General features: G+C 32.3%; 24 protein-coding genes. 3 read left to right on the top strand and 21 right to left on the bottom strand.

From position 1 onward, the window contains the following. Nucleotides 1–60: 60 nt before the first annotated feature. The 20 genes from H6W53_RS15605 to H6W53_RS15700 form a co-directional block, all read right to left on the bottom strand. Nucleotides 61–837 carry a hypothetical protein gene (locus H6W53_RS15605; protein ID WP_116097612.1) on the bottom strand — a complete coding sequence of 259 codons (777 nt, stop codon included), beginning with the start codon at nt 835–837 and terminating at the stop codon, nt 61–63. 53 nt (nt 838–890) lie between these two features. Next, nucleotides 891–1,910, bottom strand: coding sequence for an RNA ligase family protein (locus H6W53_RS15610; RefSeq protein ID WP_194304481.1), 1,020 nt, complete (start codon nt 1,908–1,910; stop codon nt 891–893). A 7-nt stretch (nt 1,911–1,917) separates the two neighbouring features. Beyond that, nucleotides 1,918–2,595, bottom strand: coding sequence for a hypothetical protein (locus H6W53_RS15615; protein ID WP_185208125.1), 678 nt, complete (start codon nt 2,593–2,595; stop codon nt 1,918–1,920). Between the two features lie 76 nt (nt 2,596–2,671). Then, nucleotides 2,672–3,337, bottom strand: coding sequence for a hypothetical protein (locus H6W53_RS15620; protein WP_185208126.1), 666 nt, complete (start codon nt 3,335–3,337; stop codon nt 2,672–2,674). A 37-nt stretch (nt 3,338–3,374) separates the two neighbouring features. Next, entirely contained in the window at nt 3,375–3,902 is a 528-nt protein-coding gene (locus H6W53_RS15625) for a hypothetical protein (protein ID WP_087707392.1), read from the bottom strand. 32 nt (nt 3,903–3,934) lie between these two features. Continuing rightward, nucleotides 3,935–4,342 carry a hypothetical protein gene (locus H6W53_RS15630; protein ID WP_185208127.1) on the bottom strand — a complete coding sequence of 136 codons (408 nt, stop codon included), beginning with the start codon at nt 4,340–4,342 and terminating at the stop codon, nt 3,935–3,937. Then, a complete protein-coding gene (locus H6W53_RS15635; RefSeq protein WP_185208128.1) occupies nt 4,339–4,890 on the bottom strand; it encodes a bifunctional (p)ppGpp synthetase/guanosine-3',5'-bis(diphosphate) 3'-pyrophosphohydrolase in 552 nt (183 codons plus the stop codon). The genes H6W53_RS15630 and H6W53_RS15635 overlap by 4 nt, the downstream gene beginning before the upstream one ends. Nucleotides 4,891–4,950: 60 nt before the next feature. Next, nucleotides 4,951–5,310 (bottom strand): hypothetical protein, encoded by a 360-nt coding sequence (locus tag H6W53_RS15640; RefSeq protein ID WP_185208129.1) that lies wholly within the window; start codon nt 5,308–5,310, stop codon nt 4,951–4,953. A gap of 18 nt (nt 5,311–5,328) precedes the next feature. Further along, entirely contained in the window at nt 5,329–5,676 is a 348-nt protein-coding gene (locus tag H6W53_RS15645) for a hypothetical protein (RefSeq protein ID WP_185208130.1), read from the bottom strand. A gap of 22 nt (nt 5,677–5,698) precedes the next feature. Continuing rightward, complete coding sequence (locus tag H6W53_RS15650; protein ID WP_185208132.1) at nt 5,699–6,544, bottom strand: metallophosphoesterase; 846 nt, start codon at nt 6,542–6,544, stop codon at nt 5,699–5,701. Nucleotides 6,545–6,756: 212 nt separating this feature from the next. Continuing rightward, nucleotides 6,757–7,314 carry a hypothetical protein gene (locus H6W53_RS15655; RefSeq protein WP_185208134.1) on the bottom strand — a complete coding sequence of 186 codons (558 nt, stop codon included), beginning with the start codon at nt 7,312–7,314 and terminating at the stop codon, nt 6,757–6,759. 50 nt (nt 7,315–7,364) lie between these two features. Next, complete coding sequence (locus H6W53_RS15660; RefSeq protein WP_185208136.1) at nt 7,365–7,670, bottom strand: hypothetical protein; 306 nt, start codon at nt 7,668–7,670, stop codon at nt 7,365–7,367. A 26-nt stretch (nt 7,671–7,696) separates the two neighbouring features. Beyond that, nucleotides 7,697–8,026, bottom strand: coding sequence for a hypothetical protein (locus H6W53_RS15665; RefSeq protein WP_185208139.1), 330 nt, complete (start codon nt 8,024–8,026; stop codon nt 7,697–7,699). A 6-nt stretch (nt 8,027–8,032) separates the two neighbouring features. Beyond that, the gene (locus H6W53_RS15670; RefSeq protein WP_185208141.1) at nt 8,033–8,443 is read right to left on the bottom strand and encodes a hypothetical protein; all 411 of its coding nucleotides are present in this window, start codon (nt 8,441–8,443) and stop codon (nt 8,033–8,035) included. Between the two features lie 34 nt (nt 8,444–8,477). Beyond that, nucleotides 8,478–9,011: a hypothetical protein gene (locus tag H6W53_RS15675; protein WP_185208143.1), complete on the bottom strand. Its 534-nt coding sequence runs from the start codon at nt 9,009–9,011 to the stop codon at nt 8,478–8,480. 614 nt (nt 9,012–9,625) lie between these two features. Beyond that, a complete protein-coding gene (locus tag H6W53_RS15680; RefSeq protein ID WP_185208145.1) occupies nt 9,626–9,787 on the bottom strand; it encodes a hypothetical protein in 162 nt (53 codons plus the stop codon). Between the two features lie 44 nt (nt 9,788–9,831). Then, on the bottom strand, nt 9,832–10,356 hold the full coding sequence (locus H6W53_RS15685) for a hypothetical protein (RefSeq protein WP_185208147.1): 525 nt from the start codon (nt 10,354–10,356) through the stop codon (nt 9,832–9,834). After that, entirely contained in the window at nt 10,353–10,814 is a 462-nt protein-coding gene (locus H6W53_RS15690) for a DinB family protein (RefSeq protein ID WP_185208149.1), read from the bottom strand. Before H6W53_RS15690 ends, H6W53_RS15685 begins: the two co-directional genes overlap by 4 nt. Before the next feature lie 14 nt (nt 10,815–10,828). Then, nucleotides 10,829–11,431 (bottom strand): short chain dehydrogenase, encoded by a 603-nt coding sequence (locus tag H6W53_RS15695; RefSeq protein ID WP_185208152.1) that lies wholly within the window; start codon nt 11,429–11,431, stop codon nt 10,829–10,831. Nucleotides 11,432–11,572: 141 nt separating this feature from the next. Beyond that, nucleotides 11,573–11,755, bottom strand: coding sequence for a SymE family type I addiction module toxin (locus H6W53_RS15700; protein WP_185208154.1), 183 nt, complete (start codon nt 11,753–11,755; stop codon nt 11,573–11,575). A 307-nt stretch (nt 11,756–12,062) separates the two neighbouring features. On the opposite strand from H6W53_RS15700, the gene H6W53_RS15705 reads away from it, so the two are divergent. After that, nucleotides 12,063–12,296, top strand: coding sequence for a helix-turn-helix domain-containing protein (locus H6W53_RS15705; RefSeq protein ID WP_185208156.1), 234 nt, complete (start codon nt 12,063–12,065; stop codon nt 12,294–12,296). A 153-nt stretch (nt 12,297–12,449) separates the two neighbouring features. Beyond that, nucleotides 12,450–12,674 carry a helix-turn-helix domain-containing protein gene (locus H6W53_RS15710; protein WP_185208158.1) on the top strand — a complete coding sequence of 75 codons (225 nt, stop codon included), beginning with the start codon at nt 12,450–12,452 and terminating at the stop codon, nt 12,672–12,674. A gap of 232 nt (nt 12,675–12,906) precedes the next feature. On the opposite strand, the gene H6W53_RS15715 is transcribed toward H6W53_RS15710, so the two are convergent. Further along, complete coding sequence (locus H6W53_RS15715; RefSeq protein ID WP_185208161.1) at nt 12,907–13,668, bottom strand: hypothetical protein; 762 nt, start codon at nt 13,666–13,668, stop codon at nt 12,907–12,909. 245 nt (nt 13,669–13,913) lie between these two features. Between H6W53_RS15715 and H6W53_RS15720 the strand changes: the two genes are divergently transcribed. Then, entirely contained in the window at nt 13,914–14,756 is an 843-nt protein-coding gene (locus H6W53_RS15720; RefSeq protein ID WP_185208164.1) for a tyrosine-type recombinase/integrase, read from the top strand. Nucleotides 14,757–14,784 lie beyond the last annotated feature (28 nt).

Genomic DNA, 14,784 nt, shown 5'->3' on the forward strand with positions numbered 1-14,784 from the left:
CATTTTGAGTAAAATTAATTACATCTAATTTTATTTTAAAACTAATGATTCAGGTTTCTGTTACATCTTTATCGTGTGCCATTTCATTACTAAACTTCCATCTCCTTTTTTGTCTGAGATTTCGAGAAACTGAAATTTATTTTTAGAAATTTTTTTATATAGTTTATGAAAATCCTCAAAGGCTTTAAATTTACCGTTGTTATAGTAAAAAGTAAATACCCCGACAGATTTCCACTGGCTGTTTTTCAAAGTCCAGATTCGGATTGACTTAAAATTACTGGCGCATGATGAATAATATTCTGCAATTTCGTTTCCGCCATCTTCGTCTATATCTCCAATGCTGAAAATACTCTCTGTATGACAACAGTTTGATTCAGTTTTTATCCTTGGAATTTTATTATTGGTAAAATAATAAGATTGTCCTTCTTCGCACAAGTTCAGACTGGGCAAAATGAAAACGGAGTCATTTTTTTTATCGCCATCCAGATCGCCCAGATTTTTAAAATTTTTGGTGAAACTGACATCTCCTTCAACAGGAGATTCATAAAAAGAGTTTTTCAAAATTATATTCGGCAGACATTTTTTTTGAATATCTTTAGAATTATATTGAGAAATATCCAATTTGAATTTTCTTTTAAGAATTGAGTCGTTAATGTATTGAATATCGTTTGATAATATAGAGTCGCCTGATTTATTGATTTTAAAATTCTCAATTTTATCTTCAAAAGAAAGTGTTTTTTGAAAATTCTCTTTAGCTGTTATTTTTCCGTTGTTTTCTTTTTTATTTGTACAGGCAAACCATCCCAAAAGTATAATTAAAAAGATTATATTTCTCATTGTAAGACTGTGACTTGTTTTTTTTTAGTTGAATGGTAAAAATCAAAAATATTCTACAAAATCATTTTATTAATCTCAGCATTAATTCTCTCCACAATCCACGCTTGATCATCGTAAGACAGATCATTTAAAAGACCGTCATTGTTTTCATTAAAATCGGTGATCACATCTTCCAGAAATTCCTTTTTAATTTCGGAAACTCTTGAATGATTATTTAAATCTAAAGTTCCGATTTTAGAAACAGCACTTTTCAGCCTGTTTTGGGTAACGTAGTTTCTCAGTTCGTCTACAATAAAGGAGAGTTCCTCCGTTTTGGAAGAAACGTTTGGAATGAAAGACCATTTTTCTGCCTCATGAAACTTTTCTTCCTCATCAAATTCAGGATTTTTCAATTTGATAATCGGTCTTGAAAAAATTGCATGATCTTTCTGATCGAAAGGTTTGATAACAACACCTTCAATTAAATTATGCTGCGGTTCCGGAAGATTAAATTCTTTGGGAACAGCAGAATTGATCCTGATATTGAAATTCATCGCTTCATTAAACTTTCCTATCAGCAAAGGTTTTGCATAAAATATTTTAAATTCATCAAAATAAGCAACGGAACTTTCGTAATCCAGATAATATTTAGAAGCAGTACCATCGGTTTCAATAGCAATATCAAAAGCACAAAATTCGATGTCGGGCGTATAATATACTCCTGTTTGTATGGCATGAATATCTTTTACAGGGGCAACTTCCGGATGTGGGTATTTTCCTCCGAAAAGCTCTCCGTAGATGATGTATTTTTCGGCGGCAATGTCGCTGCTCAGTTTTTCAAAAAGACGGAGAATATTATTTTCCAGCTTACTGACCACGAGCTGAAAGCCGAAAAAATCGTCGGTCCAGTTGAGGTATTCTTTTCTTTTGGCAAATTTCAGACTGCCGTTTTCATAGACGAAGCTGAAGTTCGCGCCGTGTACTTTTTCTGTAACCACCCATTTCAGTTTTTCCATCTTGGAAAAATCGCTTTCGCTAAGACCTAATTTTTTTAAGTTGTTGGGCATTTTTTCATACCCCGAAAATTCACTCATTGTTTTTTTATTGATAGCCTGCTATTTGTTCTTTTAACCAAGATACACATTCTTCTGCTTCATCTGTTGGCAGAAAATCTTTATAGTTATTCAACTTTTCCAGAAGTTCTTCATAATCTTCGGGATCATATATTTCTTTTGGATCACTATTCATTTTTATCATATCTTCATTAGATCTTTTAATTTCATCAACTTTTTCAGCATAATATCTGGCAATAGTTTGAGGAGATGAATTATAATTTAAAATAAAGTAATCTTCAAAATTATTGATTTCATCTCTTTTTTGGAACTGCAAAATACCATCTATAATTTCATACCGATCAATACTATCAAAATAGTCAACATAGAAAAGAGCGTTTTCTAAAAAATAAGACAAATCATTCATGAAATCTACATAGTTGTAACTATCGGGACCATGTTTGCTTAAACCCTCTATCTGTATGTATATTCCCGATATTTTAAAATCAATTATTTTTTGTTCATAATATAGTGCACGTCTTTCGACAAAGCCATTGTCAGAAATTTTTACATATGTCTGTTTGAAAATTCCCCATTTTCCGGTATGAGTCTGTTCATTAGAATATTTTTCTAAAAATTCCTGCTCTTTTTCTTTTTTTACCTTCAAAATAGCGCCACCTATAATTACTCTTGGTTTTAGCTGTGTTACTCCATGCAATTCTCCCATGTCTGTTACATTTGTGTTTCAATAAATTTATTAAGTGATTGTGGACTGTTTTCACTTTTCATGTAAAAATGATTATTTAATTTTCCACAAGATAATTATCAAATGCAATATTGGCATCATTATCCTTCCAAATAATTTTGAATCCTGCCGGAAGTGCCATAAACCTCACAATTTCAGGTCTTGACATCATTAACTGTCCAAGTGCTATTTCTTCAAATTTGTTTGCTTCTTCATCAAAATCATCCGTTATCACCATCCATCCTGAATCCGGATATTCCCTTTTCCAGCGAAATAAATGGATGGGCAATCCTGTTTTGGTTAAAGGATCTGCTAAAACGATCTGATTAATATCCGGAAAATCCGGTTCTGCTTTTAGTTGGTCGCATACTAAAAGCTGTTGATTAAGTACAAAAAGAGTGCGAATCAGTCCCGGCTCGAATCCAAATTTTTCAGGAATAAGTTCAAAAATCTCAAAAAAGCCTGAAGAAACTTCCTGAAACATAATGTTCCAGGTGAAACAGGTGACTTTATCTCCACTTTTAATATCGGGTTTTTCATCCTGAATGAATTCTACTAGATATTGTAAGATGTGTCCCAGATTTTCTAAGGAAAGATCTTGTTTTACGATCTTGATCTCTTTATGTAAGTGTGGTTTTAGTCCTTTTGAATAATGATATTCGCTGTCGGAATAAAATTCTACATCTCTTATTTTGAATGTTTTTTTTCTGCTGAAAAATCCCATAGATATTGATGGTTATTATGTTTTTGTCCAATTTATTTTACTCGTAAATTCTGCCCAGTTCTAATAAGTCGCCCAAAGTTCGCCAACTTACTTCAAACTCTTCATTATTACTTTCGTCATCGCCATGATCTAAGTAACATCTCATACCACATTCCAAAATAGAATCCGGATCAAAATTGTACCATCGGTTGCCTGTTTCAGAATCGATTCCAAAATAACGCCATTCATCTTCCAACTGTTTTCCTTTCATTTTGTGCAGCTCTGCAATCTGAAACTTTATAACGGCAATTGTATAATCATATTCGCCACTGGTTGAAGTACTTGTCTTTGGATTGATGAATGTTTTTTCGTCAGGTGCTTTTATAATCTTTAACCATTCAGTACCAAATTTTTTCGGCTCCGAAGTAAATGCATTCATTAGAAGTTTCGATAATAAATCGGCTGTCAAAGGTTGTTTTCTTATCTGTTCCACAAGCTCCAGTAAAGCTAGAAGATATGTTTCTAAATCTCTTTTTTCTATATTGTTGTTGCGATTGATGCAATTGTAAAATTCATTATACGTCATATTTAATAAAATGTATTTTTAATAAAAGCAGGCTAATACATAAAAATATCTAAATAATCCTGTAGAATAGCATCATTGCCTGTTATCTCAATTGTGAGTTCTTTAATTTTTTGTATCAGTTCAGATTCGTTTGTATTTTTATCGATATCTACCAGTCGCAATGCAATTTGCGATTCGTCATCTTTCAGATTGATTTTTATTGATCTTCCGTCAAGAATGGTTATTCTCGTGGGTACAGAAGGTTTTCTGTAACACTCTTTTATAAGATTTACGATTTCAAAAAGCTTTTCTGTTTCCTCAATTTTTCCACTCCAAACTCTGCCATCTTCTTGGAAATATTGCGATTTGGATAAAATAACTAAAAGGATATAAAAATCTTCGTTTTTCTTGATTTCAATATCAAATTGTCCTGCGAGAGTATGTATTTCAATCTTAATCATTTGTTTTTATAAGCTTCAATTTTTTCGGATAATCTTTTGGCTAAATAATCATTACCATCTTTTAAATGTTCGTAAATAATTTTTGCTTCCTCAAGATATTTTTCTTTCTTCACTTCTTTCCAAAAATAGGGTGGAGCATATAAATTACAGATTCTGTCAGCCATTTTAACCGCCCAGATTTCTTTGGGCTGTTGCTTTATTCGGTGTAAGCTATCCTTCATTTGGTGTTCCTTTTCAAGCTCTGTATTTTTTGTGAGGGCAAGAACACCTTCTTTCACGTCTTTACCATATTCTTTTTCGAGATCTTCGATTGGGTAATCTGTATCTTCTATGGTATCGTGCAAAAACGCACATTTGATGGCGAGATCAAAATTAAAATCATGAGTATTTTTAGAAGCATTGATGATTTCAAATACAATGCTTCCGATGTGGTTGATGTATTCTATTTTTTGGTTTTTGTTTTGTCCGCCGTACGTTTGTCCGTTGTGCAGAATGCTTACTTTCTGCCATATGTCCTGTAAATCGTCTATTGTAAAATTGTTGTTCATTTTTTGTGATTGTTTGTATGTAGATTTTATTTAGATAGAGCTGATTTTTCCAATTAAATTTTACTCTATAACCAGTTTCACATAAGTAATTCCGTCTTCTCCGATATATTCGGAATTATAAACTCTCTTTCCGATAATTGATTGAATGGCGTTCTGAACATCTGCTAATTCTCCTGCTAATTCAAGACTGATATTATTTGAGCTGTAAAAAGCATCTTCATCAAGAAAATCAGAAACGTGCAGGTAAAATTTATCCAAAACATCTTCAAGTGGATATTGAGAATCTTCCTCTTCTTCCAGATCAAAATTTAGTGCAAAAACATAGATGTCCTCTTCTGTATTTTTATAGATTTTATCTTCAATAAGTTCATATTTAGAATTTCTGTGCTTCTCCAGATCAATTAGTTGTATGTTTTTCATTTTAATAAGGTTTTTTATTTAAACAACTCCCTCAATAATTTTTCCGAAGAACTTTTCTCTGGCTTCATCAAGATTCATATTTTGATTTTTAATGTTCCACGCGGTTTCAAACAAATCGAATACGCGAGACATTGCGAGAAACCTGACAGGATCTCCGGGAAAACAGAAAAAATGAGCTTCTTCGGATACACTTCTGCCTTTCCCATTTTCCTTTAAAATTACCCAGACAGAAGATTTTGCATCTGCTCCGGAACCTCCAAATTCTTTTTCCAGGTTCCAGTGTATATTGTCGGTTGCTCCAACCAAAATCATGTGATGATCTACCTCAATCCAGTTGATGATAAGATGGGTGTGATGTTCTTCCATTTTGTATAGTATTTTAGTCTGGTTACTGGGTTTTCCAATTAAATTTAGTCATTTTATTCGTCAGTTTTTGATCAACAATTTCAATGCTCAGTTCTTCGTTTTCCTTTGTGAGAATAATCATGCAGCCTTTTTCCAACATTCCGCTCTCATTGAATTCCAGCTCTCTTACTTTTATAGATTGTGTGATGCCGTTGGAATCTGTTTCTTCTATAAACGGTTCTCCTGTATGTCCATAAAAGTGATATTGAAAAATCACGTTATCCAAAGCCTCTCTGATTTCCGCCATTCCGTAACCGCTTTGGCTGTCGTCTTTGTCGTGAGTAATCAGGACATCAAAAGTATTGTTTGTTTTCAGCAGTTTTTTAATTTCAAATCTTTCGTAATCCTGAATAAAACGCTTTTCGGATCTGCCTTTCCGGTCTCCGATTCTGCCGATTCCTACAAAATGTAAAACCTCATCTTTCGTTTCCAATGTTTGTTCTAAACCCGATTTGCAGACGAAAACTCTTTCATAGATATCGATAGGAAAAATACTTTTATCCGGATTTTCTTTTTCCAGACGGTCTAAAAAATCGTGGTCTTCATGATTTCCCCGGACGCAGATCATATTAATATTCAGCTCATTCAAAAATGCTTTAATCTCAGGATTTTCTTTCGTGAAATCATCATGAAAACCGAGCTCGTCTCTGTCGTATTGTGCGTGTTTTATCGTTGCTTTATCAAGATTTTCAATAATAGGGTAGGCTCCTATGTCTCCGCACTGTAAGATGAAATCAATTTTGCTGCCTGTTTCTTTCTGATAAAGATCAACAAGTTTGAAAGGCAGCAGGATTTTACCGTGAATGTCTGAAAAGAGAGCAATTTTCATATTTGAGTTTGGTTATTTTATTTTCGGGTATCAGTTTTAGCCTTTCAGAAAGCTTATCTGAAAAACAAATATATCGAAAACAATTAAAGGAAAAACGTTAAGTATACAGAAATAAAAATCCCGGATCTGAAGTCCGGGATTCTGTGTTGTTTACTCTTGAACTTTCACAGAACTAAGAGCTGATGAAAATACTCTTTGTAGAACTTTTATAATTATTTTGCTACCGTTGCTTTTGCAGCTTCATACATCACTCTTATATCTTCATCGGTATACTTTGTAAATTTATCGGGTGATATATCATAAGTAATACCATCCGAGATCATAATGGCATTATCACCGGCTTTTACTCCATAAGTAAATGATAGACCGCTTGCTGTACTTCTGTTCAGGAAACCGTTTTTATCTTCTGCTTCAAATTTTACAAAGCTAGGATTCATTTCTTTATCGCTTGCTAATGTTTTAATATCTGCCACTTTCTCGGCAATATTGCTGTATTTTTCATCTTCATTAAATGGGTTTGAAAAATCTTGTTTAGAAAAAGTCATTTTGAAAAATTTCCCTCCATAAACGGCAATATCTTTTCCATCCTGAATTATTCGGGCTCCTTTTGGCGCTTTTGTGATCACATTATATCCTTTGCTGCTTAAGTCAAGATCTACAAGATCTGATGTTTTGAAATGACTTTCATTGATGCTTTTTTTAGAAGTTTGTGCCTGAAACAGCGTAAACGAAAATCCGAAAATCAGTAAAAGTAAATTAAATTTTTTCATTGTATAAGTTTTGTAGAATTTCAACAACAATTTGTTAAAAATTTTATTGTTTAAATTTTAAAGAGGTTTATGGAAATGATAAATCCTACAACTCCTGCAACCAGCCAGACTATTTTGTGACTTTTCGGAGCTTCATTTATCCATGCTTTTGGATCTTTAGTCTTATTCCTGCTTTCGGCTGTTGTAATGTCCCCACCAGGGAAAAATAACATGGCAATTCCAATTAAAACAAAAACCGGTGCTGCTATTACAAACTTAAAAACAGATCCTGTGGTTTGCATCATCTCATATCCCATGTAAGTAACATAACCTCCGCCCAGAATAGCAAGAATTCCAAATAATCTTCCTAATTTCATACTCTATTTTTTTAATAATATTTGTTTTATTGTCTGTAATGAGGCTTTACTACAATGCTTGTAATTTTCCCATTTTCCCAGGTTGTATACACTTTTGCTATGTTTTTAATAATATCGGTTACTTTAAAGATATACAGCTTTCCATCCGGTGAAAAGTAATTTACTTCAGCTTTCATGCTCAAACGGTTAACAGGTAAATCTCCCTCGTCTTTCGTGATCGAAAGAACGTCTTTACCATCTTTTACAAATGGAGCAAAAGCATTTAAAAGATTTATTTCTTTAGCGAAAGAGTCTACTACTTTCTGAGCTTCGGGAGAAATTGCAGTAGTAGATTTTGTAATTTTTGGATTCGTCAAAACAAATTACGATTCTGATGGATCTGTAATCACTAATTTATCAATCGAGCTGTTGTCATCAACAAGGAAATAATCATCGGTAAATCCTTTGTCGATATCATGTTTGTAATCTGACAAAGATAAATCGTCATCATATTTTACCTCCGAATCTTTACTGAAAGCTTTTATGAAGATCATTTCATTTTTTGGATTTTTCACTTCTGCATAGACGTATTTTTTTCCATTGGGAGCAATCAAAAGGGTAGAATCTTTGTCGTTTCTGAGAATTTTGCTTTCTTCCAGTTTTAAGACCGTGATGGGATTTTCATACACTTTGAATTCTTTTCCCATTTCTATGTTTTGAGGTTTTTCTCCACAAGATATAAGCGTTAAGGAAACAGCAAAAAAAGATGCAGCTAAAACTGATTTATTTTTCATGTTATTAATTTTAAGAATATTTGTTTATGATATTTTAAAAGGCTTCTCCTTCTTCTTTCTTTGATCCGTTGTATTCAATTAAAGTCGTAACCGCTTTTTTTAATCTTTCTACCAAAATCTGATCCGGGGTAAAATTGAACGGAGCTGAATAGTCATTATAGTTAGGACCGCTCATGGAAAATACCTGCTTCAGTGTAGCATTCTTTTCACCATCACAAATAACTGATAGGCAGCCTTTCCCTGTTACAAAGAAATCATCTGAATATTCAGAATTCATTCCTGTAATTTTATTAAGGTCAATCGTTGTTGTGCAGAAGTTTGTTTCTCTTTCATATGGCTTTTTATAGACAAATTTTCCGTCGGAATAAGAAACAAATGTTCTGTATGGTCCTAGGTTTTCCTTCATCTTTCCGGCTATCCAATCCATTGTTTCCTGCTTGCTTGGTTTTGAAGATTTGCTTTCTGTGGCAGGTTTTGTAGCTTTTGCAGGTGCTTTTTTCTGAGCATTTGCATTCATGCTTGCAACTGTTAGTAATAATACAACTGCAAACTTTAATTGTTTGGTCATTATGTTTTATTTAAATGTTGGTTTTTTTAAGGATTTAAAATTCTGGCTTTGTGTTTTTTAATCTTTTAACGGATTTTTTAAAAAAGATTATGACTGTAAGCGGTAGATTTTAATTGGAATTTTTCTTGTGTCTTTAAGTGTTAAAATATAGAATAACACTTTTACAAATAAAAAGTAATTTTTGTGGTATAATTTAAATATTTCAACGGTTTTTAGTTTTTAATTTTGGTAAATATAGAATTTACTTTACAAATCCGCAAATTTAATGAATGAAGAAAAATTAAGTTAATGCTTCACAATTTAATTTTACAATTTTTAAAGATAGCTTCCTCATTCATTTTCAGTTCGATAAGTTTATGGATGTGGTAGGCTTCTTTTTCCTTGCCTAATTTTATGGTTTCATCAACTAAACCGTAATTTTTATTTTTATAGTTTGATAATGTGGTATCTGTATCTGCAAATCATCTATTTTTGTTGATTATAATATCATTAATTCTTTTTCAGCATTTTGAAGTTCAATTTGTAAAGTTGAATGTTTCAGATTCTCAATCCAACGCTTCAATCCACTTGCCCAGTTTTTCAGCAATAGAATCATCGGTTATATTTGCGATTTTTCATTGGTCGCCATCAAATTTTGAAATGACAATGAAATTTTCTTCATCAAATTTAAAAGTGTAATAAATAAATCCGTCCGATTTATCTACGTTTCCTGTAATTTCAACTTTGTATTCTCTGTTGTTGAAAATTAAGTCGATTATTTTATCTGGTTTCTGCATCTTGCTTTTGTTCTAAATGGTAGCCGACTGATCTTTATTATTCCTTAAAATTCTTTAGAAAAACCATCCTGAATTATTGAAATCGCCAGTTCTTCTTTATTTAAAATCCTTGAATACCAAAAACCTTTTCCCCAGATTTTTTTTCTGGTACATTCTTCGGTATATTTTGAACTTAGCAGGGCGGAAGAGGTTTTGCTTTTCAGTCTTGAAATTTTCTGATTCAGTACTTTTATATTAGAAAACACGAGTATTTCAACTTTTGATTCGTTAATATGAAGCGCTTTAATTTCAAGTCCGTCAATTATCCTGTCACTGTTCTCCTTGCAAATTTGAAGAATATCAATTCTCAATTGGTTTATAGATTTTTCCTGTAAAAGAATCCTGTTGTTTTGTGGATTTTTATTTACATATTCATCGGATAACTCATGAGACAAAGTGTAGCTTATATTTTGCAGGCGTAATTTCGAGTAAGTATCAGTAAGTTTTTTCCAACGTCCATTTTTATCCCAGATAGGATATTCGTTATAGGTTGTCCAGATAATGTGGAAGAGTTGATTATTGTTCGTCATTTACTCTCCAAAATATCATTGATGATTTCCAGATGATGGTTCGTGTGTATTTCCAGAAATTTAATTGCCTTTTTCAGTTTTAAATCTCCGAAAAAAGGATGGTTGAAATATTTATTGGGATCAAGATTTTCCATTTGCCGGATTTTCGTTTTGGTGAATTGCAAATGCTGCTCTAAAGTCTGCTCATCATAATGTCCCGGAGTTACTACTTTTGGGGATTTTGCACGGCCTCGCGGAATTTTATTCAACGCAAAAACCATAATTTTCGAAAGTTTGAAGCTCCATTTATAATTTTGGGGATCAGATTTTTCTATGTTTTCAATAATGGCATTAATTGTCAGCAGAATATGTTCTATTTGCCATCCTACAGTCGATTTCGAAACTTCAGGATTGGAAATAGTATGCTTTGAGATTTTTTCTTCGAGATCATTTAAATATTTCGGCAGTTTATTCATCATTCAACCTTATGTTTTTAGTTATAAATTCTGATAACTTCGCCGTTTCCTTTTCCGTTCACGCTTCTTACATAACCGTTGATTACTTTTTTCATGGGAATAGGGTTGTGTCCCGGAAAATAATCTCTGTATTTTTCGTAAGCGTCTTCCACCATTCCGGAAGATACCACGTTCAGTCTGATTCCGTTTTCCAGTTCCAGCGCTGCCGCCTGTACAAAGCTGTGGATTCCGCCATTCACCATTGCTGCACTTGCGGTCTGTACAACAGGGTCGTCCGCTAAAATTCCAGTAGATAATGTTATAGAACCATTGGAATTCAGATAATCTTTTCCGATACGGACGAGATTAACCTGCCCCATCAGTTTGCTTTTCAGTCCGATATAATAATCTTCTTCGGTAAGGTCTTTAAAATCTGCCCATTTTGCTTCACCGGCGATACAGATGATGGCATCCAGTTTTCCGATTTTTCCGAACATTTCTTTAATGGAATGGCTGTCTGCAATATCCACCGTTACATCTCCGGAGTTTCTTCCGGCAATTACAACTTCGTTGTTCTCTTTAAAATGTGCTGCTACTGTTTTTCCGATGGTTCCGTTACCGCCAATGATGAGTATTTTCATTCTGTGATGTTTATTATTGATGATTTTCAGATATAATCAAAGGTACGGAAAGTATTTTACCAAAAAGAGTGCAAAATTTGAGTTTTTTATAATTGAATTTAATCATTAAATGTTGCGAATAACAAATACACTATACTGTATTTATAAGTCATCAACGGTAATAATCAGTTTGTTTTTCTTCTGCTGAATATTCACCATTTTTCCTTTTCCGAAACCCATTTCATCAAGCCATTTTCCTCTGAGCCTTATTTCTGGAACGATGATGAGTTGGTTGCTGCTTTTCTGAAATCTTGAATGGATTTTAAGTTTTCTTGAATTCATCATGGTGTTTTTGTTATCTGATAAATTTGTTTTTGGTTATTTGTTTTTAAATTTTTCTGGCTGTACAGGAGGAAGTTATAAAAATACCTGAACTTCCTGCCTATACAAACCAAGGGTATATGATAAATTGTGTTTTTTATCTCTAAATAAGCAATTGATTGTTTATTAAATTTTGACAATTCTATATCAGAATCTTTTTTAGTATTCTAAATAATAATCTTTTTCAAATATACGAAATTTACCGTTTGTTATAAGTTCTTGTAACAAAATTTATAAAAAAAATTACGCCCTTTGTGTAAACTGCTTACAAATGGACGTTTTACAAGATGAAATACTAAAAAAATTTGGAGAACACGTTAAAGATTTAAGACTTAAATCCGGACTTACACAAGATGATGTTGTTCTTAACAGCTCCAAAATTACTAAAGCCACAATAAGCGATATAGAAAATGGAAAAAGAAATTTTGTATTTACTACATTAATTGATCTTGCTAAAGGTCTAAATGTGCCACCTAAAGATTTATTGAATATTAATTTTGATTAAAAAAGTTGGAAACTTTCTGAATAACTACGTCAATCCGATGTCGCGGATTTGTAATCCGTGATTTTAATTTTTGTATTCTGAAAGTTTTTGCGAAAGATGTTCTTGGTAGGTAAATGTCACGGATTGCAAATCCGCGACATCTGGACATTTACAATGGATAGAATTGAATTTCGGATAGCTTTTGGGAAAAGAATTGAAAAATTTAGAAAAGAATTAGGATTAAGCTATCGGGAATTAGCTCAAAAATGTGATGTTGACCATAGTAATATCAGCAAAATTGAAAAAGGAGAAGTTAATGTAAGAATTTCTACCATACAGGAATTAGCGAAATGTTTAGAAGTACATCCGCAAGAATTGTTTGATTTTGAAGTGGAGTAGAAGTTTTGAGGGGAGGAACAGGTATTTAGCTGATAGAATAACGTTTTTAAACGATGTCGCGGATTTGTAATCCGTGATTTTAATTTTCATATTCTGAAATTATAGGTTGCAAATTTTTTGCGAAAGATGTTCTTGGTAGGTAAATGTCACGGATTGCAAATCCGCGACATCTGGAGTTTTAACACAAACGGCTAATCGAAGCACTTCTTTACCTTTTTTGTTGCTAATTTTTTTAGTCTTTTATAATGTAACTGTCACCAATTATAAACGAAAATCTTTTAACAGAACCGCTCAAAACCTTATTTTTACTTTGTTCATATTTTAATTTTGCCTCACCTGATAAATATTCTTTGTAACCTGCACTTAATTCAAAACTATCAAAAATATTTTTCAAAGTATTTGATGTCCATTCTCCGCTAATTGAAATTACACTTGCACCAACAATTAGTTTTTCTCCTTTATTCATACTCTGCAAACTCTTGGCAATTTCATTTCCAATTTCTCCGGTATTTTTCAATTGAATGATTTTAAAATCAAAATCAATTAAATTTTTTGTTTGTTTTTCAACTCCACTTTTTAAGTCTGTTATAAGTTTAGCTTTTAGGTCAGTTGGAAGTTCTATTCCTTCATTAATTATTTTAACAAGGTCAGCAGAGATGTTAGCATCAAAGTCTATCTTTTGATTAATTTCAAGTTGACCTTTTCCTTTATGTTCAAGATAAGTATCAACATCTTTTTCTGTAATATTATATGTCATACAAGGAATTGTTGGAAATGGGGAACTTTTAAATTTTTTCCCTAAAAAGCTATTGTAATCATTGTTGAAAAATATCTTATCAGCAACATAAGCAGCTGAACCATTTGTAGGCAAACATTTATCGCTTCCACAAATTTCTGAATATTTCATTTTTCCAAAAAAAGGAATTTTCTTTGATTGTGCAGATGCAAAACTGCATACAAGAATTGTTAGAATGAGAGTAGAAAGTGTTTTCATTGGTTTCCTTTTTTTATTGGTTATTAATTATGATTTCGTTTTGAAAGCGCTTTAGTAAATTTGCCTTACAACTCTCTAATTTACACATTGCGCAAATACAAGATTTATAACATGCGTCCATTCATTTTATAATCAACTCAATAATATTGATTAAACTACTGATTTAAAAGCTTGTAAAGTATGTTTTTTTGAGGTATTATTTTTTTGTATGGGTGAAGTTTTATATATTTGGTGAAAACTTAACCATGGAAATTATTTCGCTTGTAGATTCTTACAAAGAGAAATTAATTATTCAAAGATACAGTTCATCGTCTGTAAAAAACTATTCAAGTGCTCTTCAGAATTTTTTGAGTATCGCTTCTCAAAAGTATACAGATCCGCTTGATATTTCTTTAGAAGATGTTGAAAAATTTATCTTTTGGAAAATTAATAAACACCATATTTCTGCGTCGCATCAAAGCATTATTCTTTCAAGTATTGCTAAATTTTACAAATTATTATTTGGTAAGGATATCAATCTTAAGCATCTGTATCCTAAAAGAAGAGAAACAAAGCTGCCTAAATTTCTTACCAGGAACGAAGTAAAAAAGATTCTTGAATGTACCGAAAATATAAAGCATAAAGCTCTCCTTACTATCATCTATTCGTGTGGTCTAAGATTAAGTGAAGTTCTGGAACTGAAAATATCGGATATAAAATCACAGGAATCTGTTCTTTTAATCAGGCAGGGAAAAGGGAAGAAGGACAGATTCGTAAACCTCTCTCCCAAATTGCTGGAATTATTGAGAGTTTATTTTAAAATGTATCAGCCGAAAACGTATTTGTTTGAAGGTCAAAATACAGAACAATACTCAAAAAGAAGTGTGCAGCAGGTATTTAAAAACTCTTTGAAAAAGGCAAACATCAGTTCTCCCGCAACTGTTCATACACTACGCCATTCTTACGCAATGCATCTTTTGGAAAACGGTACAGATATCAGAATAATTAAAGACCTTTTAGGGCATAATGATATTAAAACCACAGAAATTTACATCCATATTACAGATATTTCCAAAAGTAAAGTCAAAAGTCCTTTAGATTACTTGTAAAAAAACGCTCCACAAAAGCAGTATAATT

Origin of the sequence: Chryseobacterium sp. C3, from assembly GCF_014218905.1 — a bacterium.
In the GTDB taxonomy this organism is placed as follows: domain Bacteria; phylum Bacteroidota; class Bacteroidia; order Flavobacteriales; family Weeksellaceae; genus Chryseobacterium; species Chryseobacterium mucoviscidosis.